The following is a 24,144-nucleotide window of genomic DNA, read 5'->3' on the forward strand; positions in this document are numbered from 1 at the left end:
CTCGTGTCGGTCCGCCGGGCCGGCGAGGCTCAGCGCGGGCCGCCGCCGGCGCTGCTGTCGGCCGACGAACTGCCGTAGAAGGCGCGCACCGCATCGACCATGCGGGTGCGCTCGAACTCGGGGTGCAGCCGGTAGCGCAGCAGGTGTTCGCCGACGAACAGCAGCGCCACGCTGGCGGGCGTCAGCACGTTGGCCAGCAGCGACCAGGCCGAGAACGACAGCGTGAGGTAGACCACGATCGACGACAGCACCACCAGCGCGAAATAGCCGGTCCAGATGCGCGTGAGCTGCGTGGTGTAGGCGCGCATCGCGCCGCGCAGCGGATGCACGCGCTGCGCGAACTGGGTGATCAGCGGCACGCTGTCGCCGCGCAGCGTGGATCCGAACCAGCCGCAGAGCAAGGCATTGATGGCCACGTGCTGGAACACGTAGAGCCGGTTGGTGTCGCCCGCTTCGCCGCTGAGCACCAGCGCGAAGCCGGCCAGGCCCAGCACGACCACCGCGGCGAAGCCCCAGCGGCCGAAGCGGCTGGCGGCGAAGCCCATGGCGGCGAGCCACAGCGGCCCGAGCAGCACGACCACCGCCCACGGCTCGGTGGCGTGGAACAGCATCATCCAGTGGGAAGCACCGGCATAGGCCACCCCCACCAGCAGCAGGAGCGCCAGGCGCCATCGTGACATGGGGTTCAGGCCGCGCGGTTCTGGGCGACGTGGGCCGCGAGCGTGCGCAACGACTGGAAGATCTGCTGGTTGCGTTCGTCGTCCGAACGCAGCTGGAAGCCATAGCGGCGCGAGACCTCGAGCGCGACCTCGAGGATGTCGATCGAATCGAGGCCGAGGCCTTCGCCGTACAGCGGTTCGGTCGGGACGATGTCGGCTGGCGCCACCTCGAGGTTGAGGGCGTTCACCAGCAGCACGGCCAATTCCTGCTCGATCGGCGACTGTTCGGCATCGCCATCGGCGGGAATGGGGGGCTGAGCAGTCGAAGACAAGAAAAACCTCCAGAAACTTTTGCCGCAAGGGCGCGTGGGCCGTGGATTATAGGAGGGCAGCTTGATTAGACTGGCCGCCTCGACACGACCCGGAACCGTCCATGGCCGACCCTCTTCTGATCGCCCGCCACGAGAGCGTGGAATGCGCCCTCCTCCCTGCCCTCGCCAACCGCCACGGCCTCATCACCGGCGCCACCGGCACCGGCAAGACGGTCACGCTGCAGACCATGGCCGAAAAGCTGTCGGCCATCGGCGTGCCGGTGTTCATGGCCGACGTCAAGGGCGACCTGACCGGGATCAGCCAGAAAGGCGCCATCGGCGAGAAGATGGCCGCCACGCTCAAGGAGCGCGGCATCGACCTGCCCGAGCCGCTGGGCTGCCCCGTCACGCTGTGGGACGTGTTCGGCGAGCAAGGCCATCCGGTGCGCGCCACCATCTCCGACATGGGCCCGCTGCTGCTGGGCCGCATGCTCGACCTGAACGAAACCCAGTCCGGCGTGCTGAACCTGGTGTTCAAGATCGCCGACGACAACGGCCTGCTGCTGCTCGACCTCAAGGACCTGCGCGCCATGCTGCAGCACGTGGGCGAGAACGCGAGCCAGTTCACCACCGAGTACGGCAACATCAGCGCCGCCAGCGTGGGCGCGATCCAGCGCGGCCTGCTGCAGATCGAGACCCAGGGCGGCGACAAGTTCTTCGGCGAGCCGATGCTCAACATCGCCGACTTCATGCAGACCGTGGGCGGCAAGGGCGTGATCAACATCCTCGCGGCCGACAAGCTCATGAACTCGCCGCGCCTCTATGCCACCTTCCTGCTGTGGATGCTGTCGGAGCTGTTCGAGCAGCTGCCCGAGATCGGCGACCCCGACCAGCCCAAGCTGGCCTTCTTCTTCGACGAGGCCCACCTGCTGTTCAACGAGGCGCCCAAGGCGCTGGTCGAGCGCATCGAGCTGGTGGTGCGTCTGGTGCGCTCCAAGGGCGTCGGCGTGTATTTCGTGACCCAGAACCCGCTCGACATTCCCGATTCGGTGCTGGCCCAGCTCGGCAACCGCGTGCAGCATGCGCTGCGCGCCTTCACGCCGCGCGACCAGAAGGCGGTGAAGGCCACGGCCACCACCATGCGGCAGAAGCCCGGACTCGACATCGAGAAGGCCATCACCGAGCTCGCGGTCGGTGAGGCGCTCGTGAGCTTCCTCGACGAGAAGGGCCGCCCCAGCGTGACCGAGCGCGTCTACGTGCTGCCGCCCGGCAGCCAGATCGGCCCGATCACCGCCGCGCAGCGCCTGGCGCTGCTGGCCAACTCGCTGGTGGCGGGCGTCTACGAGAAGGCGGTCGACCGCGAATCGGCCTACGAGAAGCTCAAGGGCCGCGCCGAGACCGCGCCCGGGGCCCCTGCCGCGGGCAAGGCGGCGCCCGGCAAGCCGGCCGAGGAAGGCTCGGGCGCCGGCGGCATGCTCAACGACCTGCTGTTCGGCCACACCGGCCCGCGCGGCGCCAAGCACGACGGCCTGGTGCAGACCATGGCCAAGTCGGCGGTGCGCACCATGGGCACCTCGGTCGGCAAGGAGATCCTGCGCGGCGTGCTCGGCGGCATCTTCGGCTCGAAGAAGCGCTGAGCCGCGGCGCCGACGGCACCTCCATGTCCTCGGGCAAGACACCGGCCAGGGACATCGCGGCATTCTGGGAGCGCTGCATCTGGCCGCGCGTGCTCACCCAATGCGAACGCGAGACCGCCTACAAGACGCTCTACACGCGCGAGCACGGCCAGGGCGAATTCGTCTGCCAGCGCAACGAGATCGCCGACAGCTGGATCGGCGTGATCGAGGGCTTCCTGCGCGTGCAGGACACCTCGGCCGACGGGAAGCCCGTGATGTTCACGGGCGTGGCCGCGGGCGGCTGGATCGGCGAAGGCTCGCTGCTGAAGGTCGAGCAGCGCAAGTACGAGATCGCCGCCACCCGCCCCACCGTCACCCTGCACCTGCCGCGCGACACCTTCGCCTGGCTGCTCGACAGGAGCGTGCCGTTCAACCACTTCATGCTGTCGCACCTGAACGAGCGGCTCAGCCAGTTCATCGCCACGGTCAAGTTCGACCGCCTGCTCGAACCCACGGGCCGCGTCGCGCGCGGCATCGCGAGCCTGTTCCATCCGGTGCTCTATCCCAACACCGACGCCACCCTGCAGATCAGCCAGGAGGAAATCGGCTGGATGGTCGGCGTGTCGCGCCAGCGCGTGAACGTGGCGCTGCACGAGCTCGAGGCCGCGCAGCTCATCAAGACCGGTTACGGCTACATCAACGTGCTCGACCGGCAGCGCCTGTCGCGCTATCCGACCAACCAGCCGGGCTGAAACGCCCGCGCGCGGCGGGCGTCGCGGCGCGTCGACCGTTCAGAGCGGCGTCGACACCGGCGCGGCCGGCAGGTCCTGCCCGCCCGGGCCGCCGCGGAAGGTGGTCGGCGTCCACGGCACCTGCCCCACGCCCGGCTTGCTCCAGTCGCACACGCCATCGGGGAAGGTCGCCTGCAGCCGCACCTGCTGGCCGCCCGTGAAGACCGCGCCGGCGTAATCGGCCGATGCGAAGTCGATCGGCTTCAGCTGGCACTTGAACACGTCCTCCGACAAGGGTCCGCCAGACACGATGCGCACCGACTCGTAGGGCTTGACCGGGCAGGCGGCGCTGCCGAAGCCGATGTCGACCAGCTCGGCAGTGGTCATGCCCGCGGTCGCGATGCACTGGTCGACCGCGTCCGAGGGCTTGTTCTTCACGACCTTCTTCTCCTTCGTGTCGGCGGACCTGTCGGCCTCCATGGCGCTGAGCCAGCGGTCCATCATCAGGAAGGCCTGCCGGGTCAGCGCGACGCCGGTGCCGGCCGCGCTCGCCAGCACCACGTGGTTGTCGTGCCCGCCGTTGCCCGCGTCCAGGCGCGCGCGTTGCTGGTAAGTGCGCCAGGCCATGTGGATGTCGGCGCCGAGCTCGGGCCGCAGGTCGATGACCGGCACCTTCGCGAGGTTCTTCGCGTAGCTGACGAGGCCGCTGCGGTAGAGCGCGGTCATCGCGCTGGTCTGCATCCGGGCACGCGCCGCGGGAATGACGGCCTTGTCGCCCGACCAGATCATGTCCGCGTCCCAGCTGCCGATGCCTTCGTTGAGCGCGACGAACTCCTCGGGCGTGATGGCGCCGGAGCGCAGGGCCTTGAGCCCGTACTGCACGCCCGCGTTGTCGTAGGGCAGGTTCGGCACGGTGTTGCCGTTGAGCTCGGTGGTGCCGAGGATCGCGGTCATCACGTCGTGGATCGTGCAGCGCACGCCGTTGGGCCGCAGCGCCGGGTCGTACACCAGTGCCGCCGGAAAGCCGAGTCCGCAGTTGGTGGCCTGCACCGGGTTCTGCGGCGCAAGGAACGAATAGACCCATTGCGTGCAATACGCGGCCGTCGGATGGCCTTCGATGGCCGCGCGCGCCGCCGGCGACAGGCCGGCACCCGGGCCGGTGCCGTAGTAGCGCCAGAGGTTGCCGCAGTCGCGCGTCTCGATCCAGGTCGTCACCGCGTCGGGGTAGCTGTAGCCGGTCTGCAGGCCGTCGAGCAGGCCGGGCATCACCGAGGCCGGCACGGTCTGCATCATCGAGCCGCCCGAGCCGCCGTCGGACATGGTGTAGCGGATCTCGCCATAGGTGTCGATGATGTGTTCCTTGACCATCATGATGTTCTCGGTCGCGAGGAACTCGTTGTTGTTGTCGTTGTGGTTGGTGAGCTGCGAATTGACCGTCATGAAGCCGGCGCGCAACGCGTTGTCGTCGAACAGCGCCGTGCCCGGGTTCTGCTGGAAGCGGTTGCCCGAGGCCGAGGCGCCCATCTTCCAGAGCACCTTGCCGTTCCAGCCCTTCTGCGGCTCCCACGGCGTCCACGGCTTGGCGGGGTCGAAGTACACCGCCACCTGGTATTCGCTGCGGCCCATCGTGCCCAGCTCCACGCGCAGCAGCGCCTTCACGGTGTCGCCGCGGTCGGTCGTGAAGTTCGCGATCTCGGCGTCCTTCGGGCGCTTGGCCGGGTCGTACTGCAGGAAGCAGGCGTAGGGACCGAAGGGCTGCTGGCCGCAGTCGGTGCCCTCCTTGGCCTTGGGCTGGTAGTAGTAGGTGTAGATGGTGGGCGCGTTGCAGTCGGCGTCGACCGGGTCGGCGTCGAGCCCGCTCACCTGCGTGGTCGCGGTGGCCGAGAGGCCGGTGCCGGGCACCGTGACGGTCGTGACCGAGCCGGCCTTCGTGGCGCAGATCCACGGCTGCACCGGCGTGCCCGCGAAGATGTTGCCGCCGCGGGCGAAGTTCTCGATCGCGAGCTTCGCGCCCGTCTTCGTCGACTTGAGCGTGGCGGTGAGCATGTTGCTGCCCACGCGCAGCCCGGTCACGGTGCCGAGCACGCGGCCGTTGGCGCGCAGCGCAAAGGCGGAGGAGATGTCCTTGCCGTCGAGGTCCACCGCGAGGTCGAGCGCGCTCTTGCCCTCGGGCAGCACGATCTCGACGTAGGCATCGCCGTCGCTGATCATGTCGGCGCGGTTCGACAGCGTCCTGATCTTGAGTTCGCCCGTCGCCACCGGCGGTGGCGATTCCGGCTGCGAGCCGGAGGGCGGAAGAATCGGCAGTGCCACGCCGCCGCCACCGCTGCCGCCGCAGCTCGCGAGGGTGACGACCGCGCACAGGCCCAGGACCCGCAGTCCCGTTCTGAGGATGTCTCGCATCGATGTCTCCTGTTGTTGTGAGAGAAACGCGACGCGATTGCAATCCTTTCGCTCTTTTCGAACTGTTCAGCGAACGACATTTCGCCGCGGGACAGGGTTTGTCCCAGTGAGACGTACGAGCGCTCGCAGGCGCTGCCCGCGCCAGCCCTACCAGCGCAGCAGCCGCGGCCCCAGCAAGGCGCCCACCAGCACCGGCACCGCGATCCCGCTCACGTACCAGACCGCGAGGAACGGCGCCGTGAGCTCCATGCAGTGCAGCGCATAGACGGCCGCGCCCACGCCGCCGGCGAGCGCGCCGGCCGCCGCGCCCGCGAGCGCGGGCCGGGTCGGCGCGAGGCTGCGCAGTGCGGCCATGGCGCCGACGAACACCGGCAGCGCCATCACCGCGATGCTCATGGCGCAGACGCGCCACGACTGTCCCATCAGCGAGGGCATGCGCCCTTCCATCGGCGTATCGAACCAGGCCACCACGGCCAGCGCCCAGACCGCCAGCACCGGCAGCACGGCACCGATCCAGGCCCGACGCACCGGCACGCCCGGACGCGCGAGCCGCTGCGCCATCACGAAGGCCGCGCCCGCGATCGCCAGCGGAAACAGCAGCTTGACCCAGAACATCGGCCAGAACAGGGCCTGCAGCAGGTCGCGCCGCGGCCCGTATTCGACCAGCAGGATCGCCAGCGACAGCGGCGCGCCGATGGCCAGCGCCAGCCCCAGCCGCCGGCTTGCCGCCTGGCGCGGCACGGCCACCGGGCCGGCGGCGAGCATGGCGACCAGGTCGTCGGTCTTCATGCGGCGCTCCCGAAGCGCGCGGCCAGCGCCTTGAGCCCGCGGTGGATGCCCACCTTGACCGCCGATTCGGACATGCCCGTGAGGCTCGCGGTCTCGGCCACCGACAGGCCCTCGATCTTCACGTGCACGATCGGCAGGCGCTGGCGCTCGGGCAGGGTTTCGAGCAGGCCGCCGAGGTCGCGGCGCGCATCGCTGGCCTCGATCTCGGAGGCCGCGAACAGGCCCTGCTCATCGTCGAGCGGATCCTGCAGCGCCTCGCGCGAGGACTTGGCGCGCAGCAGGTCGATCATCTTGTAGCGCGCGATCGCATGCACCCAGGCCGTCAACGGCTGGTCGCTCTGGTAGGTATGGCGCTGGTTGTGCATGGCGAGCAGGCATTCCTGGACGAGGTCTTCCACATCATCGGGCCAGCCGAACAGCCGCCGGCCCAGGAAAGCGCGCAGGTGCGCGCTGAGTCGCTGCAGGAAGTCGCGGTACGCCTTCGCGTCGCCGTCGAGGCCGCGAAGGAAGAGGCTGCGCAGCGCCGCCTCGGCGTCGCTCGTGTGCATCCTGCTGCCTTCGTTGTTTCGTGCCATCGGACCGGCTGGTTACAGCCTCGTCGAAAAAGTTCCGCCGGATTGTGCCGCGCCGCCGCAAGGGCCCGTGCGGCCGCGGGCCTTGGCCCTGCCCCGCCGCTCGCTGGACTAAGCTGTTCCACCCCTCTCGAGGAGCGCCCATGTCGTCCGGCATCGCCCCGGTGTTCAAAGGACTCGTCTCGCATCCCTGGGCCTACCCGGCGCTGGAGGCGGTGCACATCGTCGGCATCGCGATGCTGTTCGGCGGCCTGCTGGTGTTCGAGCTGCGCGCGCTGGGCCTGGGCCGCGACCTGCCCGCGGCCCGGCTCGCGCGCCTCACGCTGACGCCCGCGCTGGCGGGCTTCGGCCTGTGCGCCGCCACCGGCCTGGCCATGTTCGCGGGCCAGCCCGGCGAGCTGCTGGCCAACCCGGCCTTCCGCCTCAAGCTGCTGCTGATCGCGCTGGCCGGCGCGAACGCGGCGCTGTTCCATGCGCGCGGCGGCTCCGCGCTGCTCGACGGACCTGCCGCAAAGACCGGACGGCTGCAGTGCCTGTTGTCGCTGGCCTTCTGGCTCGCTGTCATCATCTGCGGGCGCTGGATCGCCTATGCCTGAGCGGGCCCCGGCCCGCTCCCACCCTTCCTCCGAGGAGACCGCCATGCCGCTGCCAAGACGCGCCTTCGTTGCCAGTTCGCTGGGCCTCGGCCTGGGCCTCGCGCTGCCGGCGCGCGCGCACCATGGCTGGAGCAGCTTCGACCAGGAGCGCCCGCTCTACCTCGAGGGCCGCGCCACCCGCGTGATGTGGCGCAACCCGCATGGCGAGCTCGAACTCGAGCTGCCCGAGAAACCCGCGCTGCCGGCCGACCTGAAGCAGCGCGCGCTGCCGAAGCAGAGCGCCTCGGTCGACGGCCCCGCGCTGCTCGCCAAGGCCCAGTTGCCGACGCGGCGCGACCGCAAGTGGCTGGTCGAGCTCGCGCCGCTCACGCGGCTGTCGGCCTGGGGCGTGGAAGAGATCAAGACCGGCACGCAACTGGGCGTGCTGGGCTTCACCTTCACCGGCGAGAAAGGCGACGCGGTGCTGCGCGCCGAGTACCTGTTCGTCGACGGCAAGGTCTACGGGCTGCGCTCCTCACCGGCGTGACGGCCTGAGCTTCTTCCCGCGTTTCTTCTCGCGCCCTCCGCCGTGCCGCGCACGCGGCGTTGTCCGTCGTTCCCCGGCTTGCAAGCCATGCGGTCGATCGGTACATTGCATTTTTTGAGGGCCATTCATGTCCGTCGACAGCACTGCGATCCCTTCGTCCTCCGCCTCCCCCGTTCCTCCCGCCGTGCCGGTGCCACCGGTTTCATCGGCCGCCACGCTCCCGGTCCAGACCGTCGTCCCCACGCCCAGCGGCCACATCCGGCTGACCTCGCACAGCGGCGGTTTCGGCGCGCTGCCGATCCGCTGGGGCGCGGCCACCGCCACCGAGCGCGGGCCGATCGTCGGCACCACCACCAAGCGCGCGCACCGCAACGTCATCGGCACGCACAGCGGCTCGTACAGCGTTTACCGCGCGCTCGCGGTGGCGGCGGGCGCGCTCAAGCGCGAGCACAAGGCCGACCTCACGAACACCGCGCCCACCGACATCATCGGCCCCTATCCGCAGTGGGGCGAGCCCGGGCGCATCGTCTCGCTCGACCCCTGGGGCGCGCTGGTGGCCGATGCCTTCAAGAACGAACTCGCGGCCGGCTACGACATCCGTCCGACCATCGCCATCACCAAGGCGCACGTGATCCTGCCCGAGGTGATCGAGGCGCTGCAGAGCGGCCGCCTCAAGGCCGACGGCCATTTCCTCACGGCCGGCGGCGCCGCGATGGTGACCAAGGCCGCGATCGAGCCCGTCTGGTACCTGCCCGAGGTGGCGCGGCGCTTCGGCTGCTCCGAGACCGACCTGCGCCGCGTGCTGTTCGAGGAAACCGGCGGCATGTACCCCGAGCTGGTCACGCGCTCCGACCTCGAGGTGTTCCTGCCGCCGATCGGCGGGCAGACGCTCTACATCTTCGGCAACCCGCGCGACCTGGCCAATCCCGAGGTCGAGCTCACGGCGCGCATCCACGACGAGTGCAACGGCTCCGACGTGTTCGGCTCCGACATCTGCACCTGCCGGCCCTACCTCACGCACGCCATCGAGGAATGCATCCAGGGCGCGCAGCGCGGCGGCGTCGGCCTCATCGCCTACTCGCGCAAAGAGGGCCGCGCACTCGGCGAGGTCACGAAGTTCCTGGTCTACAACGCGCGCAAGCGCCAAGTCGGCGGCGACACCGCCGACCAGTACTTCGCGCGCACCGAATGCGTGGCCGGCGTGCAGGACATGCGCTTCCAGGAGCTGATGCCCGACGTCTTCCACTGGCTGGGCATCCGCAAGATCCATCGGCTGGTGTCGATGAGCAACATGAAGTTCGACGCCATCGTCGGCTCGGGCATCGAGATCGGCGAACGCGTGAACATTCCGGACGAACTGATCCCCGCCGACGCACGCGTCGAGATGGACGCCAAGATGGCCGCCGGCTATTTCACGCCGGGCCCGGTGCCGGACGCGGAGGAACTCAAGAAGGCCAAGGGCCGAGGACTGAACGAATGACGAGCAACAGCAGCAACAACAACAACGGCAGCGACGATTTCCGCAACCACCTGCCGGTCGACGGCTCGGGCAGCCTGCGGCCCGGCGACGAGGGCCGGGTCGATCCCGCGACCGAGTTCGCGGTCGATGCCGGCCATCCCGCGGGCGCCGCGCGCCTGCTGCGCAGCACCGCCGAAGTGCGCCGTCGCGCCGCCGGCCTGCTGGCGCGCGCGCGCCAAGGCGAATCGCGCTGGTTCCGCATCGGCGACGACAACGCCCTCGAGGACGCCGCGCGCACCGTGGCCGAGGTCACGCGCGAGCGCTATCCCTGGGACACCATCCCGTACCACAGCCGCTGGCGCCACTTCGAGACCGGCGGCGTCGACCGCCTGGCCCAGCTCGACGAGCTGCTCGGCGAGGCCGACGCGCGGCAGCGCGCGCGCGCCCACATCGACCTGGTGCTGGTCAGCGTGCTGCTCGACGCCGGCGCCGGCCCCGACTGGCGCTACACCGAACCGGCCAGCGGCGAGCGCTTCACGCGTTCCGAGGGCCTGGGCGTGGCGAGCTTCCATGCCTTCACCAGCGGCCTGTTCTCCTCCGACCCCGAGCGCCCGCTGCAGGCCGATGCCGCCGGCCTGCGCGGCCTCGTCAGCGACCGGCTAGGCGCCGCCTTCCAGGTCAGCGAAGTCAATCCGCTGGTCGGCCTCGCGGGCCGCGCCACGCTGCTGCGCCGGCTCGGCGAGGCGCTGGCCGAGCAGCCCGAGGTGTTCGGCGAGGACGGCCGGCCCGGCAACCTGTTCGACGCGCTCGTCGGCCCCTTCGGCCCGGCCGCGCCGCCCACCGCCGAGATCGGCGCGCACGCGATCCTGTCGCTGCTGCTCGATGCGCTGTCGCGCATCTGGCCCTCGGCCAATGCGGTCGACAGCATCGCGGCCGACGGCAGCGACAACCCTGGCGGCATCGGCTCGGGCGATCCCGCGCTGGCGCTCGGCGACTGCTGGCGCCACAGCGCGGTGCCGGGCCCGGGCCTCACCAACGGCTGGATGCCCTTCCACAAGCTGTCGCAGTGGCTGACCTATTCGCTGCTCGAACCCTTCGAGTGGGCCGGCGTGAAGGTGCGCCACCTCGAGGCCCTGACCGCGCTGCCCGAGTACCGCAACGGCGGCCTGCTGATCGACAGCGGCGTGATCGTGCCCAAGGACGCGGCGCTGCTCGAACGGCGCTGGAAGGCCGGCGACGAGTTCATCGTCGAATGGCGCGCGCTCACCGTGGCCCTGCTCGACGAACTGGCGCCGCGCGTGCGCAAGGTGCTCGGCCGCACCGAGGAACAGCTGCCGCTGGCCTGCGTGCTCGAGGGCGGCACCTGGGCCGCGGGCCGGGCACTGGCACAGCGCTTGCGTGACGGTGCGCCACCGCTGCAGATCGAGAGCGACGGCACCGTGTTCTAGCTCGCCAGTCTCTTAGACTTCCGGGTTTCGCCAACGCAGAACGAATCGAAGAATTCCAATGAGCAACGTCCACCTCCTCGACCACCCCCTCGTCCAGCACAAGCTCACGCTGATGCGCCGCAAGGACGCGTCCACCAACAGCTTCCGCCGGCTCCTCAACGAGATCAGCATGCTCATGGCCTACGAGGTCACGCGCGACATGCCGATGCAGGACGTCGAGGTCGAGACGCCGCTCGAGACCATGCAGGCCAAGGTCATCGACGGCAAGAAGCTGGTGCTGGTGTCGATCCTGCGCGCGGGCACCGGCATCCTGGACGGCATGCTCACCGTGGTGCCCGGCGCGCGCGTCGGCCACATCGGCCTGTACCGTGACCCGAAGACGCTGACCGCGGTCGAGTACTACTTCAAGATGCCCGGCGAGATGGACAGCCGCGACGTGATCGTGGTCGACCCGATGCTGGCCACCGGCAACTCGGCGGTGGCGGCGGTCGAGCGGCTCAAGGAACTCAATCCCAAGTCGATCAAGTTCGTCTGCCTGCTGACCTGCCCCGAGGGCGTGGCGACCATGCAGAAGGCGCACCCCGACGTGCCGATCTACACCGCCGCGATCGACCGCGAACTGAACGACCACGGCTACATCCTCCCTGGCCTCGGAGACGCCGGCGACCGCATCTTCGGCACCAAGTAAACGCAGACAAGAAGAGAAGCGGCCCGGTTCCTGCTTCGCAGCATCGGTCCACCGCCCCGCGCAGGGCGCGGTGCGACGATCCGAGCCCGCACCAGTTCCACCAGATCCATCACCCGAGGAGAAGCACCGTGACAGCACGCCGCCCCCTGATCGTTCGTTCCATCGCCATCGCCGCGGCCCTCGCGGCCGGCCTTCCCGGCCTCGCCCTCGCGCAGGCCAAGCTCAAGGTGGCGGCGGTCTACACCGTCCCCTTCGAGCAGCAATGGGTGGGCCGCATCCACAAGGCGCTGAAGGCCGCCGAGGCGCGCGGCGAGATCGAGTACAAGGCCACCGAGAACGTCAGCAACGCCGACTACGAGCGCGTGATGCGCGAATACGCCACCGGCGGCAACCAGTTGATCCTCGGCGAGGTGTTCGGCGTCGAGGCCGCGGCGCGCAAGGTCGCCAAGGACTTCCCGAAGGTCGCCTTCCTGATGGGCTCCTCGCTCAAGCCGCAGGCGCCCAACTTCAGCGTGTTCGACAACTACATCCAGGAACCGGCCTACCTCAGCGGCATGGTCGCCGGCGGCATGACCAAGAGCAACCGCATCGGCATGGTCGGCGGCTTCCCGATCCCCGAGGTCAACCGCCTGATGAACGCCTTCATGGCCGGCGCCAAGGAGACCAATCCCAAGGTCGAGTTCAGCGTGAGCTTCATCAACAGCTGGTTCGACCCGCCCAAGGCCAAGGAAGCGGCCTTCGCGATGATCGACAAGGGCGCCGACATCATGTACGCCGAGCGCTTCGGCGTCTCGGATGCCGCCAAGGAAAAGGGCAAGCTCGCGATCGGCAACGTGATCGACACCCAGGCCCAGTACCCCGACACCGTGGTCGCTTCGGCGCTGTGGAACTTCGAGCCCTCGGCCGACCGCGCGATCAAGCTGGTGAAGGAAGGCAAGTTCGCCGCCGAGGACTACGGCATCTATTCGCAGATGAAGTACAAGGGCTCCGAGCTCGCGCCGCTGGGCACCTTCGAGAAGAAGGTGCCGGCCGAGATCGTCGCCAAGGTCAAGGCCAAGCAGGCCGACATCCTCGCCGGCAAGTTCACCGTGAAGGTGGACGACGGCCAACCCAAGTCCACCGCGAAATGAGGTACACCCCCAGGCTTCGCGCACTTCGTGTCGCTTCTCCACCCCCCTTGCAGGGGGCAACACCTGCGGCCCGGCAAAGCCGGTTCCGCGGTGTTCCCCGAACGATCAGGGGCGTTCTTGCCGCCGCGGTATTCGGTCTTTCGCTGACTGGCTGCGTCGGTGTCTACAAGGGCACCGGCGTCAGCATCAACAGCGGCACCCGGCTCGACGACACGCCGCGCATCGCGGTCATCTCGGCCTTCGAGCCCGAACTCAAGCTGCTGCTCGCGCGCCTGCAGGGCGCGGCGAAGCACGGCGTGAACGGCGTCGAATTCACCACCGGCACGCTCGAGGGCAAGCCGGTCGTGCTGTTCCTCTCGGGCATCAGCATGACCAACGCGACCATGAACACGCAGCTCGCGCTCAACCGCTTCCGCGTCACGAACATCGTGTTCAGCGGCATCGCGGGCGGCGTGAACCCCGCGCTGCACGTCGGCGACGTGACGGTGCCGGCCCAGTGGGGCCAGTACCTCGAGGTGCTGATGGCGCGCGAGACCGCGCCCGGCAAGTACGCGGCCCCGCCCTTCATCACCGACGCCACCCTGCCCAACTTCGGCATGATGTTCCCGCGCCCGGTCGAGGTGCGCTCGGCCGCGCGCCCCGGCATCGAGCGCAAGTTCTGGTTCGAGGCCGACCCGAGGATGCTCGAGGTGGCGCGCGGCATCCGCAACGTCGATCTCGCGAGCTGCAGCGCCGGCAAGTGCCTGGCGCGCAAGCCCCAGCTCGTGGTGGGCGGCAACGGCGTCTCGGGCCAGGCCTTCATGGACAACAAGGCCTATCGCGAATACACCTTCAAGACCTTCCAGGCCAACGTGCTCGACATGGAGACCGCGGCCGTGGGCATGGTGGCCTACAGCAACGGCGTGCCCTACATCGCCTTCCGCTCGCTCAGCGACCTGGCCGGCGGCGGCGATGGCGAGAACGAGATGGGCACCTTCATGAACATCGCGGCCGACAACTCCGCGAAGGTCATGCTGGCGTTCCTGGCTGCGTGGAAGTGACACTCCTTGCCCCGCTGGACCGACGCGGGGAAGGAACAAGAGATTCATGAGCAGCACGACCGTCCTCCGCCTCCAGGGCATCACCAAGCGCTTCGGCAGCCTGGTCGCCAACGATGCCATCTCCCTCGACCTGCGCGCCGGCGAAGTGCTGGCGCTGCTCGGCGAGAACGGTGCCGGCAAGTCGACGCTGATGTCGATCCTGTTCGGCCACTACGTCGCCGACGAAGGCCGCATCGAGGTCTTCGGCGCGCCGCTCGCGCCCGGCAACCCCAAGGCCGCGCTGGCCGCGGGCGTCGGCATGGTGCACCAGCACTTCACGCTGGCCGACAACCTCAGCGTGCTCGACAACGTGACCATGGGCACCGAGCCGCTGTGGCGCCCGCTGTCGCGCCGCGCGGCCGCGCGGGCACGGCTGCTCGAGGTGGCGCAGCGCTTCGGGCTGCCGGTGCGGCCCGAGGCGACCATCGGCAGCCTGTCGGTGGGCGAGCGCCAGCGCGTGGAGATCCTCAAGGCGCTGTACCGCGGCGCGCGCATCCTGATCCTCGACGAACCCACCGCCGTGCTCACGCCGCAGGAGAGCGAGGCGCTGTTCGCCACGCTCTCGCAGATGGTGGCGCAGGGCCTGTCGGTGATCTTCATCAGCCACAAGCTCGGCGAGGTGCTGCGCGTGTCGCACCGCGTGGCCGTGCTGCGCGGCGGCAAGCTGGTGGCCGAGGCGGCCACGGCCGGCACCACGCAGGCGCAGCTCGCGCTGTGGATGGTCGGGCATGCGGTCGAGGCGCCGCAGCGCCGGCCCGCGAAGTCGGTCGGCGACGCGGTCTGCGTGCTCGACCGCGTGAGCACCGCGGCTTCGAAGAGCGGCGGGCAGGACCGGCTGCGCGAGGTCTCGCTGACGCTGCGCGCGGGCGAGATCACCGCGATCGCGGGCGTCTCGGGCAACGGACAGGTGGCGCTGGCCGAGCTGCTGTGCGGCACCCGCCGCGCCACCGCGGGCCGCGCGCAGCTCATGGGCCGCGCCCTGCCGCCCTCGCCCGCTCGGCTGGTGCAGCGCGGCGTGGCGCGCATTCCCGAGGACCGGCATGCGGTCGGCGTGGTCGGCGACCTGCCGGTGTGGGAGAACGCGGTGTCGGAGCGGCTGCGCAGCCCGGTGTTCTCGCGCGGCGCGATGTTCGTGAAGCGCGCGGCCGCGCGGCTGCATGCGCGCCGCATCGAGCAGGCCTTCGACGTGCGCGGCGCCGGCCTGATGGCGCCGGCGCGCTCGCTGTCGGGCGGCAACATGCAGAAGCTGATCCTCGGCCGCGCCCTGCTGCCGCCCGAGCAGCCCGAGCCCGGCCGCGACGAGGAACGCAGGTACCCGACCCAGGCCCCGCGCCTGATCGTGGCGCACCAGCCGACCTGGGGCCTGGACATCGGCGCGGTGGCCTATGTGCAGCAGCAGCTGATCGCCGCGCGCGATGCCGGCGCGGCCGTGCTCGTGATCTCGGACGACCTCGACGAGGTGCTGGCGCTCGGCGACCGCGTGGCGGTGATGCATGGCGGCCACCTGGGCGAGACACGCGCCGCTTCGGCCTGGACGCGCGAGGCGATCGGCCTGGCGATGGCCGGTGCCACCGCTTCCACCGCCGCGAAGGAGGCCACGCCATGATGCGGCTCGAACGACGCCACCAGGCCTCGCGCACCGCGCTGGTCCTGGCGCCCATCGGCGCGGTCGCCTTCACGCTCGCGATCAGTGCGCTGCTGGTGCTGTGGGCCGGCGCGCCCGTGGGCCGCACCTATGCGCTGCTGCTGCAGGGCGGCTTCGGCTCGGTGTTCGCCTGGAGCGAGACCCTCACGCGCGCGATCCCGTTGATCCTCACCGGGCTGGCCGCCACGGTCGCGTTCAAGGCGCGGCTGTTCAACATCGGCGCCGAAGGGCAGCTCTACGCGGGCGCGCTGGCCGCGGTCGCCGTGGGCGGCATGCATGGCGGCACCGGCTTCGAGCTGTCGCCCTGGCTGCTGTTCCCGCTGATGATGCTGGCCGCCGCCGTGGCCGGCGCGCTGATGCTGCTGGGCCCGGCGTTGATGAAGAACAGGCTCGGCGTCGACGAGGTCGTGACCACGCTGCTGATCAACTTCATCGTGCTGCTGGGCGTGTCGGCGCTGCTCGACGGGCCGATGAAGGACCCGACCGCCATGGGCTGGCCGCAGAGCGTGTCGCTGCAGTCGGACCTGGAGCTTGGCAAGCTGATCGCCCAGACCCGCGTCCACACCGGGCTGCTGTGGGCCGTGTCGCTCGCGGTGATGGTGTGGGCGGTCTTCAAGTACACGGTGCTGGGCTTCGACATCCGCGCCGTCGGCGCCAATGCGCGCGCCGCCGCCTTCGCCGGCGTGCCGGTGACGCGTACCGTGGTCTCGGTGGCGCTGCTGTCGGGCGCGCTGGCCGGGCTGGCGGGCGCGATCGAGGTCGCGGGCCGCACCAGCTACGTCACGCTCGACATGTCGCCCGGCTATGGCTACACCGGCATCGTGATCGCGATGCTGGCCGGCCTGCATCCGCTGGGCGTGATCGCGGCTGGCGTGTTCGTGGCCGGCGTGCTGGTCGGCGCCGACACCATGAGCCGCGCCGTCGGCGTGCCGACCTACATCGCCGACGTGATCGTCGCGGCCTCGCTGATCGCGGTGCTGGTGGCGACCCTGCTGACCCAGTACCGCGTGCGGAGGAGCCGATGACCGACCTGCTCGACATCCTCGCCAACCCGGCCTTCTGGGTCGCGGTGCTGCGCATCGCCACGCCGCTGATCCTCGGCACGCTCGGCGTGCTGCTGTGCGAGCGCGCCGGCGTGCTCAACCTCGGCATCGAGGGGATCATGGTCGCGGGCGCCTTCACCGGCTGGCTCGCCGTGTACCTGGGCGCGCCGCTGTGGGCGAGCGTGGGCATCGCGGCGCTCACGGGCGCCGTGTTCGGGCTGCTGCATGCCTTCCTGACCGTGGGCCTGGCGCTCTCGCAGCACGTGTCGGGGCTGGGCATCACCATGCTCGCGACCGCGCTGAGCTACTTCGGCTACCGCGTGAGCTTCCCGAAGGTCAACACGCCGCCGACCATCGTGCCCTTCGCGCCCATGGAGTGGCTGCACGTCCCGGTGCTCGGCGCCCAGACGCCGCTGACCCTGCTCGCGCTGGCGCTGGTGCCCGCGGTGGCCTGGCTGCTCTACCGCACGCCGCTGGGCCTGGCGCTGCGCATGGTCGGCGAGAACCCGCAGGCGGCCGAGAGCCAGGGCGTGTCGGTCGCGGCCACGCGCACCGGCGCCATCGTGGCCGGCTCGGCGCTGATGGGCGTGGCGGGCGCCTTCCTCACGCTGTCGGCCTTCAACGCCTTCTTCTTCAACATGGTCAACGGCCGCGGCTGGATCTGCGTCGCGCTGGTGGTGTTCGCCTCGTGGCGGCCGGGCAAGGCTCTGCTGGGCGCGCTGCTGTTCGCCTTCTTCGACGCGCTCCAGCTTCGCCTGCAGCAATCGGGCGATGCCTTCCTGCCGTACCAGCTGTACCTGATGCTGCCCTACCTGCTGTCGATCCTCGCGCTGGTGCTCGTGGCCCGCAAGGCCAGCTATCCGCAGGCGCTGATGAAGCCCTACCGCAAGGGCGAACGCTGAGGGGTGGCGGCCGGCAGCGCCGGTTCGCCGCCGCGGCGCAGCAGCTGCACCAGGGCACGCAGTGGCGCGGTGATGCGCCATGAACGCGAGTTGCGCAGCTCGGCGATCTGCCGCTCCAGCTGCGCGACACGGCGGCTCGCGTTGGCCAGTTCGCGCTTGAGCGCGCTGCGGTCCAGCGCGGCATGGTTCGGGAACGCGAGACGTGGCGTGCCCACGGCCTCGGCACCGGCGGCCGGCTCGGCCAGCTCGCGTCCGATGCGCACCTTCGACGGCTCCGCGACGCGGGCATGGGCGCGCAGGGCCGAAGCACGGTCGACGCCGTCGCCCAGCGTGGCGCTCAAGGCATCGTGGAGATAGTCCGGGTCCTCGATGAAACGCGGGAAGTCGAGCAGCACGATCGGCACGTTCCGCTTCACCAGCGCGTGCAGCAGCTCGTGGAAACCCAGCGAGAGCAGGCGCGCCTGGTCGATCGGGTTGAGCGAATAGACCACCCCGCCCGCCGTCGTGCCCCAGGTCTCCCATTGCTTGCAGTCGTCGTGCAGGCCGGGCATGGCATGGCGCGCGCGCAGCTCGTTGACGGTGCGGCTGGCGGCCGCCTCCACGATGCCGCGCATCGGGATGACGACGGCGTCGACCACGGTCTGCTCGTCGGCCAGCACGCGCTCCACGTACTCGAACAGCCAGGGCGACTTGATCACATAGGGCGCATCGGGGTCGTTCAGCGGCAGGTCCTCGAGGCCCGCGTTGGCGTCCTCGTCGTAGCCCCGGTACTGATCGCGCGCGATGTGGGTGTCCAGGCCGCATTCGGCGAGGTACTGCACCAGGAATGTCGTGCCCGCGCGGCCCGTGCCGGCGATCAGCAGGTGATGCTTCATGCGTGCACGCCGATCGGCGCGCCGGCCGCGCGCGGGGCCGTGCCGAAGGCCAGCATCAGCGATTCCACGGCGTCGGCCAGCCGGCAGGCCGAGGTGTCGATGACCAGATCGGGTGCCACGGGTGCCTCGTAGCTGTCGGAGATGCCGGTGAATGCCGCGATCTCGTTGCGGCGCGCCCGGGCATAGAGCCCCTTCACGTCGCGCTGCTCGCACAGCGCGAAAGGCGCATGCACGTGGATCTCGCGGTAGGCCTCGCCGACGATCTCGCGCGCCATCGCGCGCTGCGCCTGCAGCGGCGTGATGGCCGCGACGATCACGACCATGCCCTGCCGGCTCAGCAGCCGTGCGACCTCGGCCATCCGGCGGATGTTCTCGCTGCGGTCGGCCTGGCTGAATCCCAGCCCCTGGCTCAGGCCGGCGCGCACCTCGTCGCCGTCGAGCACGACGCTGGCCACCTGCTCGCCCTGCAGACGCGCCCGCAGGCCTTGCGCGATGGTGGATTTGCCCGCGCCGGACAGCCCGGTCATCCACATGACGCATGATGGACCGCCGGGATGCCCCGGCAGTGCCAGGACGCCAGGTCCGAAGTCAAGGTCATCGCGCTTCATTGTTTTCAAAGCGTAAGCGGCACCCCTCCGACTTTTGTCTCTGCAAGGTAAAAAATTCTGAGTAGAGAATTACGACGGCCCGCCATCGCCCTCCACACACCCATGCCGAACTTCCTCCAATCCGCCTCGATCGCCGCCGTGCTCGCGTGCGGCACGGCCGCCCATGCGCTGGGCACCGACTACGGCTACGACCGCTTCCAGACACCCGATGCCGTCACCTGGGTCCAGCTCTGCGGCACCTGGGGACCGAACCACCAGGGCACCTACCGCGTGGTGCATGCCGAGCAGTACGCGCAGTCTTTTCTCTATGTGCAATGGATGGCGCGCGACGCCAACGGCAGCCTGCAGGCCGCGCACACGGTCCCCATCGCCGAGCTCGACAACGACCATGCCGAGATCGCGCTCAGCGAGCTGACCTGCCGCGCCACGCCGCGCGGCATCGTGCTGACGGCCAAGGCCGACTCGGGGCACGACGACAAGCTGCGGCGCGTGACCATCGAGGTCGGCCCGGCACCGGGCCAGTACCGATTCCGGCCGCAGCGCACGCGCTGAGGCCAGCCAACCGGCCACGCCAGGCCGAATCTCCCCACAACGATCCCCAAGCCCCACGATGCTCGACCTCCTCCTCACCAACGCCACCCTCCCCGACGGCCGCACCGGCATGTCGATCGCCGTGCAGGACGGTCGCATCGCCGAGGTCACGGCCGGCCTGGCCGCGCCGGCGCACGACACGCTCGATGCCGCCGGCCAGCTGGTCGCGCCGCATTTCGTCGACCCGCATTTCCACATGGACGCCACGCTGAGCTACGGCCTGCCGCGCGTCAACCAGAGCGGCACGCTGCTCGAGGGCATCGCGCTGTGGGGCGAGCTCAAGCCGCTCTTGACGGCCGAGGCGCTGATCGAGCGCGCGCTGGCCTACTGCGACTGGGCCGTGGCCAAGGGGCTGCTCGCGGTGCGCTCGCATGTCGACACCAGCGATGCCAGCCTGCTGGCGGTCGACGCGCTGCTCGAGGTCAAGCGCCGCGTGGCGCCGTACCTCGACCTGCAGCTGGTGGCCTTCCCGCAGGACGGTGCGCTGCGCATCCCGGGCGGGCTCGAGAACATCGAGCGCGCGCTCGACAAGGGCGTGGACGTGGTCGGCGGCATCCCGCACTTCGAGCGCACCATGGCCGACGGCGCGGCCAGCGTGAAGCGGCTGTGCGAGATCGCGGCCGAGCGCGGCAAGCTGGTCGACATGCACTGCGACGAATCCGACGACCCGCTGTCGCGCCACATCGAGACCCTGGCCTTCGAGACGCAGCGCCTGGGCCTGCAGGGCCGGGTCACGGGCTCGCACTGCACCTCGATGCATTCGATGGACAACTACTACGTGAGCAAGCTGCTGCCGCTGATCGCCGAGGCCGGCGTGAGCGTGGTCTCGAACCCGCTGATCAACATCACGCTGCAGGGCCGCCACGACAGCTATCCCAAGCGCCGCGGCATGACGCGCGTGCCCGAGCTGCTGGCTGCCGGCGTCAACGTCGCCTTCGGCCACGACTGCGTGATGGACCCCTGGTACGGCATGGGCTCGGGCGACATGCTCGAGGTGGCGCACATGGGCCTGCACGTGGCGCAGATGACCAGCCAGGCCGGCATCCGCCAGTGCTTCGAGGCCGTGACCACCAATGCCGCGCGCGTGATGCACCTCGAGAACTACGGCCTCGAGGCCGGTTGCGATGCGAGCTTCGTGCTGCTGCAGGCGCGCGATCCCGTCGAGGCGATCCGGCTGCGCGCCACGCGCCTGAAGGTGTTCCGCAAGGGCCGGCTGCTGGCCGAGACGCCGGCGGCGACGGCCTCGCTGCACCTGCCGGGCCGCGGCGACGCGACGAGCTGGAGCCTGCCGAAGGCCTGAGCCTTCGCGCCGCTCGCGCAACTCCGCCGGCCGGGTGACTGCACCACGGCGGTGGATGGCTTCATCCGCTCGTTGCGATAGCTAGCTAGGCCGCGCGCGGTTCGGGCGCCATCGCCTCGGCCAGGGCCGCGAGCGCCTCGCCCACTGGCCGCTCGACCTTGAGCGCCAGCAGATCGTCGGCACGCGTGCGCCCGAGGTTCACCGCCGCCACCGGCTTGCCGGCCGCCGCGGCTGCCTGCACGAAGCGGAAGCCCGAATAGACCATCAGGGACGAGCCCGCCACCAGCACCGCATCGGCGGCCTCGAGCGCCGCGAAGGCCGCGGCGACGCGCTCCCGCGGCACGCTCTCGCCGAAGAACACCACGTCGGGCTTGAGCAGGCCGCCGCAATGGGCGCAGGCCGGCACGTCGAAGGCCGAGAAGTCATGGCCCTCGAGATCGGCATCGCCGTCGGGTGCCGCGCGCGCCTCGAGCGCGGCCCAGCTCGGATTGCGCGCGCGCAGTTCGCGCTGCAGCTCAGCGCGCGGCAGGCGGCGTTCGCAGCCCATGCAGCGCACGGTGTCGATGCGCCCGTGCAGGTCGATGGTGGCGCGGCTGCCGGCGGCCTCGTGCAGGCCGTCGACGTTCTGCGTCAGCAGCAGGCCGACGCGACCAGCGGCCTCGAGCCGCGACAGCGCGTGGTGCGCGGCACCCGGCCGGGCCAGCGCCATGGTCGGCCAGCCGATCAGGCTGCGCGCCCAGTAGCGGCGTCGGGTCGCCTCCTCGCCCATGAAGGCCTGGTAGGTCACGGGCGACGGCCGCTTCCATTCGCCGCGTGCATCGCGGTAGTCGGGGATGCCCGATTCGGTGCTGCAGCCCGCGCCAGTCAGCACGAACAGCTTGCGGTGGCGCGTGGCGAAGTCGGCGAGCGCGGCGGCGGTGGCGTCCATGCGGGGAGCATACGTGGGCCAGGCCAGGGCCGTGCGCACGGGGGAAATCGGGGCCGCCGTTGCGGCCGCGCGCCGTCCTTCCTACGATGCCGGCATCCCCCACGAGGAGCTCGCATGAAAGTCCAGGGCGCCTGCCATTGCGGCCGCATCCGCTACGAAGCCGAGGTCGACCCCGAGAAGGTCGCGCTGTGCAACTGCACCGACTGCCAGGTGCTCTCGGGTACGGCCTACCGCGTGTCGGCCACCGTGCCGGCCGCGAGCTTCCGGCTGCTCGCGGGCACGCCGAAGGTCTACGTGAAGACGGCCGAGAGCGGCACGCGGCGGCGCCAGAGCTTCTGCGAGCACTGCGGCACGCCGATCGCATCGAGCGCGGACAGCGACACGCCGCCGGCCTACTCGCTGCGCATCGGCCCGCTGGCGCAGCGCGCGCTGCTGCCGCCGCGGCGCCGGCAATGGTGCCGCTCGGCGCTCGACTGGTCGCAGGACCTCGGCGCGCTGCCCGCGGTCGAGGGCCAGGCCACCTGAAATCTCAGGCGGCGGCGATGCGCCCGTCGCGGAAGTGCACGACGCGGTCGGCCACGCCGAAGTAGCGGTCGTCGTGCGAGATGACGACCCGCGTGTGGCCCTTGGCGCGCAGCTCCGGCAGCAGCTCGGTATAGAACTGGTGGCGAAAGCTCGGATCCTGGTCGGCCGCCCATTCGTCGAACACCATCACGGGCCGCGCCTCGACCCAGGCATGCACCAGCGCGAGCCGCTTGCGCTGGCCGGTCGAGAGGTCGACGGTGCTGAAGGCGCCGTCGTTGACCGCCACCTTGCCCTCGAGCGCGAGCCGCGCCAGGCCGGCACGCGCGAGGTCGTCGCGCTGTGCGTGCGTGAGGCCGGGCTCGTCGGTCAGCGCCTCGAACAGGTGGAAGTCCGAGAGCACCGGCGAGAACAGCTGGCGGTAGGTGTCGCGGCTCGCGTCGGTCACCGCCTCGCCATCGACGGTCAGCGTGCCGGACTGCGGCAGGTAGAGGCCGGTCAGCAGCTTGAGGAAGGTGGTCTTGCCCGAGCCGTTGTCGCCCGCGATGAAGAGGATCTCGCCGCGCGCGATGCGCAGGTCGATCGGGCCGAAGACGAACGGCGCGGCGACCTGCGCGGCTTGCGCGCCCTCCTCGGTTTCCGCGGGCGCGAAGGCGTAGCGGACGCCGCTGAGCGCGATGGCCTCGGCGAAGGCGGGGCGTGCGCCCGTGCCGACGACGGCATCGGCCAGACCGGGTTCCGGGCTCTCGAAGCGCTCGGTCAGTTCGGCGACCCGACCCAGCGCCACGCGCGCCCGCGCGAAGAACGGCAGGAAACCCAGCACCTGGTCCATCGGCCCCTTGAGGTAGAGCAGCGCCAGCACGAAGCCGCTGAGCGCCTCGGCCGACAGGTTCCAGAACCGGGCCGCGCCGAAGACCACGGCGATGAACAGGAAGTACAGCGCCGAGCCGGCCTCGTGCGCGAACGAGAAGGCATCGCCGGCCTTCACGCTGGCCTGGCGGATGTCGTCGACGCTGCGCAGGATCTCGCCCTGGTAGACCTGCGCGCGACGGCCGCGGCTCAGGCGCAGCTCCTTGGCCGCGTCGCCGAGCCGGCGCCAGGCCTTGTGCAATGCATCCTCGCCCTCGCGCGCCGCGTCGAAGCCGGCGATGGCGCGCTCGAGCGCCAGCCGGTGGATCGCGATGCCGCCCGCCATCACCACGGCCAGCAGCGCCGCGAGCTGCCACGAGAGCCAGACCAGCCACCCCAGGCAGCCGAGCACGATGGTCGCGGAGACCACCGTCATCGGCAGGCCCAGGCACAGGCCGCTCACCATGCCGATGTCGTGCGTCAGCACGGGCGTCAGCCGGTGGGTGCGGAAGCGCTCGAGCTCGTCGATGGGCGCCGCGAGGATCCGCTGCGCGAGCCGGGTCCGCAGGCTGCGCAGGATGTCCTGCCCGATGCGGTTGGTGAGCGCATCGGAGAGCACGCGCCCGGCCAGCGTGAGCAGTGCGAGGCCCACGAAGGCCAGCGCCAGGCCCGAGGCCAGGCCGCCCTCGACATGCAGCATGCGGTTGATGAGCGCGAGCAACGCGACCGTCGCGGCGCTGCCGCCGACGCCCGCGAGTGTCGCCACGCCAAGGCCGAGCGCGTGGCGGCGCAGCAGGCCGTTCGGGCCCAGGAAGAGATCGGTGGTGGAGGTTTGGGGCATTCGGGCTGGTTCGGCGAAACGAAGGCCGCATGG

Annotated in this window: 24 protein-coding genes; 15 read left to right on the forward strand and 9 right to left on the reverse strand. The window is 70.5% G+C overall.

What is annotated here, in order from left to right; all coding sequences use genetic code 11:
- Nucleotides 1–29: 29 nt before the first annotated feature.
- Both R0232_RS18975 and R0232_RS18980 read right to left on the reverse strand, forming a co-directional pair.
- Entirely contained in the window at nucleotides 30–680 is a 651-nt protein-coding gene (locus R0232_RS18975) for a hypothetical protein (RefSeq protein ID WP_208513674.1), read from the reverse strand.
- A gap of 5 nt (nucleotides 681–685) precedes the next feature.
- Nucleotides 686–991 carry a phosphopantetheine-binding protein gene (locus R0232_RS18980; protein ID WP_057596224.1) on the reverse strand — a complete coding sequence of 102 codons (306 nt, stop codon included), beginning with the start codon at nucleotides 989–991 and terminating at the stop codon, nucleotides 686–688.
- A gap of 101 nt (nucleotides 992–1,092) precedes the next feature.
- Between R0232_RS18980 and R0232_RS18985 the strand changes: the two genes are divergently transcribed.
- A complete protein-coding gene (locus tag R0232_RS18985; protein ID WP_431509067.1) occupies nucleotides 1,093–2,607 on the forward strand; it encodes a helicase HerA-like domain-containing protein in 1,515 nt (504 codons plus the stop codon).
- 23 nt (nucleotides 2,608–2,630) lie between these two features.
- Nucleotides 2,631–3,338 (forward strand): Crp/Fnr family transcriptional regulator, encoded by a 708-nt coding sequence (locus tag R0232_RS18990; RefSeq protein WP_431509068.1) that lies wholly within the window; start codon nucleotides 2,631–2,633, stop codon nucleotides 3,336–3,338.
- 39 nt (nucleotides 3,339–3,377) lie between these two features.
- Here the strand turns inward: R0232_RS18990 and R0232_RS18995 are convergent, their stop codons facing one another.
- From R0232_RS18995 to R0232_RS19005, 3 genes are all read right to left on the reverse strand, one after another.
- Nucleotides 3,378–5,720 carry a DUF6351 family protein gene (locus tag R0232_RS18995; protein WP_431509069.1) on the reverse strand — a complete coding sequence of 781 codons (2,343 nt, stop codon included), beginning with the start codon at nucleotides 5,718–5,720 and terminating at the stop codon, nucleotides 3,378–3,380.
- Nucleotides 5,721–5,867: 147 nt separating this feature from the next.
- Nucleotides 5,868–6,509: a DUF1109 domain-containing protein gene (locus tag R0232_RS19000; protein ID WP_093342176.1), complete on the reverse strand. Its 642-nt coding sequence runs from the start codon at nucleotides 6,507–6,509 to the stop codon at nucleotides 5,868–5,870.
- Entirely contained in the window at nucleotides 6,506–7,084 is a 579-nt protein-coding gene (locus tag R0232_RS19005; RefSeq protein ID WP_431509070.1) for a sigma-70 family RNA polymerase sigma factor, read from the reverse strand. The genes R0232_RS19000 and R0232_RS19005 overlap by 4 nt, the downstream gene beginning before the upstream one ends.
- Before the next feature lie 161 nt (nucleotides 7,085–7,245).
- Here R0232_RS19005 and R0232_RS19010 point away from each other — a divergent pair, with 161 nt between their 5' ends.
- The 10 genes from R0232_RS19010 to R0232_RS19055 all read left to right on the forward strand — a co-directional run bounded on the left by R0232_RS19010 (nucleotide 7,246) and on the right by R0232_RS19055 (nucleotide 17,597).
- On the forward strand, nucleotides 7,246–7,677 hold the full coding sequence (locus R0232_RS19010) for a hypothetical protein (RefSeq protein WP_093342478.1): 432 nt from the start codon (nucleotides 7,246–7,248) through the stop codon (nucleotides 7,675–7,677).
- 43 nt (nucleotides 7,678–7,720) lie between these two features.
- Entirely contained in the window at nucleotides 7,721–8,203 is a 483-nt protein-coding gene (locus R0232_RS19015) for a DUF6152 family protein (RefSeq protein WP_208511535.1), read from the forward strand.
- Nucleotides 8,204–8,330: 127 nt separating this feature from the next.
- On the forward strand, nucleotides 8,331–9,683 hold the full coding sequence (locus R0232_RS19020) for a GTP cyclohydrolase II (RefSeq protein WP_208511534.1): 1,353 nt from the start codon (nucleotides 8,331–8,333) through the stop codon (nucleotides 9,681–9,683).
- Complete coding sequence (locus tag R0232_RS19025; RefSeq protein WP_431509071.1) at nucleotides 9,680–11,110, forward strand: URC4/urg3 family protein; 1,431 nt, start codon at nucleotides 9,680–9,682, stop codon at nucleotides 11,108–11,110. The genes R0232_RS19020 and R0232_RS19025 overlap by 4 nt, the downstream gene beginning before the upstream one ends.
- 58 nt (nucleotides 11,111–11,168) lie before the next feature.
- Entirely contained in the window at nucleotides 11,169–11,798 is a 630-nt protein-coding gene (gene upp / locus R0232_RS19030) for a uracil phosphoribosyltransferase (protein ID WP_093342184.1), read from the forward strand.
- Nucleotides 11,799–11,926: 128 nt separating this feature from the next.
- On the forward strand, nucleotides 11,927–12,928 hold the full coding sequence (locus tag R0232_RS19035) for a BMP family protein (protein WP_057594817.1): 1,002 nt from the start codon (nucleotides 11,927–11,929) through the stop codon (nucleotides 12,926–12,928).
- A gap of 143 nt (nucleotides 12,929–13,071) precedes the next feature.
- The gene (locus tag R0232_RS19040; RefSeq protein ID WP_281078000.1) at nucleotides 13,072–13,968 is read left to right on the forward strand and encodes a 5'-methylthioadenosine/S-adenosylhomocysteine nucleosidase; all 897 of its coding nucleotides are present in this window, start codon (nucleotides 13,072–13,074) and stop codon (nucleotides 13,966–13,968) included.
- A gap of 46 nt (nucleotides 13,969–14,014) precedes the next feature.
- Nucleotides 14,015–15,613 (forward strand): ABC transporter ATP-binding protein, encoded by a 1,599-nt coding sequence (locus R0232_RS19045; protein WP_431509072.1) that lies wholly within the window; start codon nucleotides 14,015–14,017, stop codon nucleotides 15,611–15,613.
- Entirely contained in the window at nucleotides 15,613–16,677 is a 1,065-nt protein-coding gene (locus R0232_RS19050; RefSeq protein WP_172705451.1) for an ABC transporter permease, read from the forward strand. Before R0232_RS19045 ends, R0232_RS19050 begins: the two co-directional genes overlap by 1 nt.
- Complete coding sequence (locus tag R0232_RS19055; RefSeq protein WP_431509073.1) at nucleotides 16,674–17,597, forward strand: ABC transporter permease; 924 nt, start codon at nucleotides 16,674–16,676, stop codon at nucleotides 17,595–17,597. The genes R0232_RS19050 and R0232_RS19055 overlap by 4 nt, the downstream gene beginning before the upstream one ends.
- Here the strand turns inward: R0232_RS19055 and R0232_RS19060 are convergent.
- Nucleotides 17,576–18,472 carry a hypothetical protein gene (locus R0232_RS19060; protein ID WP_431509074.1) on the reverse strand — a complete coding sequence of 299 codons (897 nt, stop codon included), beginning with the start codon at nucleotides 18,470–18,472 and terminating at the stop codon, nucleotides 17,576–17,578. The two genes, R0232_RS19055 and R0232_RS19060, sit on opposite strands and share 22 nt — an antisense overlap.
- Nucleotides 18,469–18,999 (reverse strand): adenylyl-sulfate kinase, encoded by a 531-nt coding sequence (cysC, locus tag R0232_RS19065; protein WP_398501698.1) that lies wholly within the window; start codon nucleotides 18,997–18,999, stop codon nucleotides 18,469–18,471. Before cysC ends, R0232_RS19060 begins: the two co-directional genes overlap by 4 nt.
- A 183-nt stretch (nucleotides 19,000–19,182) precedes the next feature.
- Between cysC and R0232_RS19070 the strand changes: the two genes are divergently transcribed.
- Both R0232_RS19070 and R0232_RS19075 read left to right on the forward strand, forming a co-directional pair.
- Nucleotides 19,183–19,632, forward strand: coding sequence for a hypothetical protein (locus tag R0232_RS19070; RefSeq protein WP_093342197.1), 450 nt, complete (start codon nucleotides 19,183–19,185; stop codon nucleotides 19,630–19,632).
- A 58-nt stretch (nucleotides 19,633–19,690) separates the two neighbouring features.
- A complete protein-coding gene (locus R0232_RS19075; RefSeq protein WP_296782877.1) occupies nucleotides 19,691–20,971 on the forward strand; it encodes an amidohydrolase family protein in 1,281 nt (426 codons plus the stop codon).
- Nucleotides 20,972–21,056: 85 nt separating this feature from the next.
- On the opposite strand, the gene R0232_RS19080 is transcribed toward R0232_RS19075, so the two are convergent.
- Complete coding sequence (locus R0232_RS19080; protein ID WP_431509075.1) at nucleotides 21,057–21,899, reverse strand: NAD-dependent protein deacetylase; 843 nt, start codon at nucleotides 21,897–21,899, stop codon at nucleotides 21,057–21,059.
- Nucleotides 21,900–22,013: 114 nt separating this feature from the next.
- Between R0232_RS19080 and R0232_RS19085 the strand changes: the two genes are divergently transcribed.
- The gene (locus R0232_RS19085; protein ID WP_431509076.1) at nucleotides 22,014–22,424 is read left to right on the forward strand and encodes a GFA family protein; all 411 of its coding nucleotides are present in this window, start codon (nucleotides 22,014–22,016) and stop codon (nucleotides 22,422–22,424) included.
- A gap of 4 nt (nucleotides 22,425–22,428) precedes the next feature.
- Here R0232_RS19085 and R0232_RS19090 read toward each other — a convergent pair whose 3' ends face one another.
- On the reverse strand, nucleotides 22,429–24,111 hold the full coding sequence (locus R0232_RS19090; protein WP_431509077.1) for a cyclic peptide export ABC transporter: 1,683 nt from the start codon (nucleotides 24,109–24,111) through the stop codon (nucleotides 22,429–22,431).
- Nucleotides 24,112–24,144: the final 33 nt, after the last annotated feature.

Source organism: Variovorax sp. DAIF25 (assembly GCF_050711835.1).
GTDB lineage: Bacteria > Pseudomonadota > Gammaproteobacteria > Burkholderiales > Burkholderiaceae_C > Variovorax.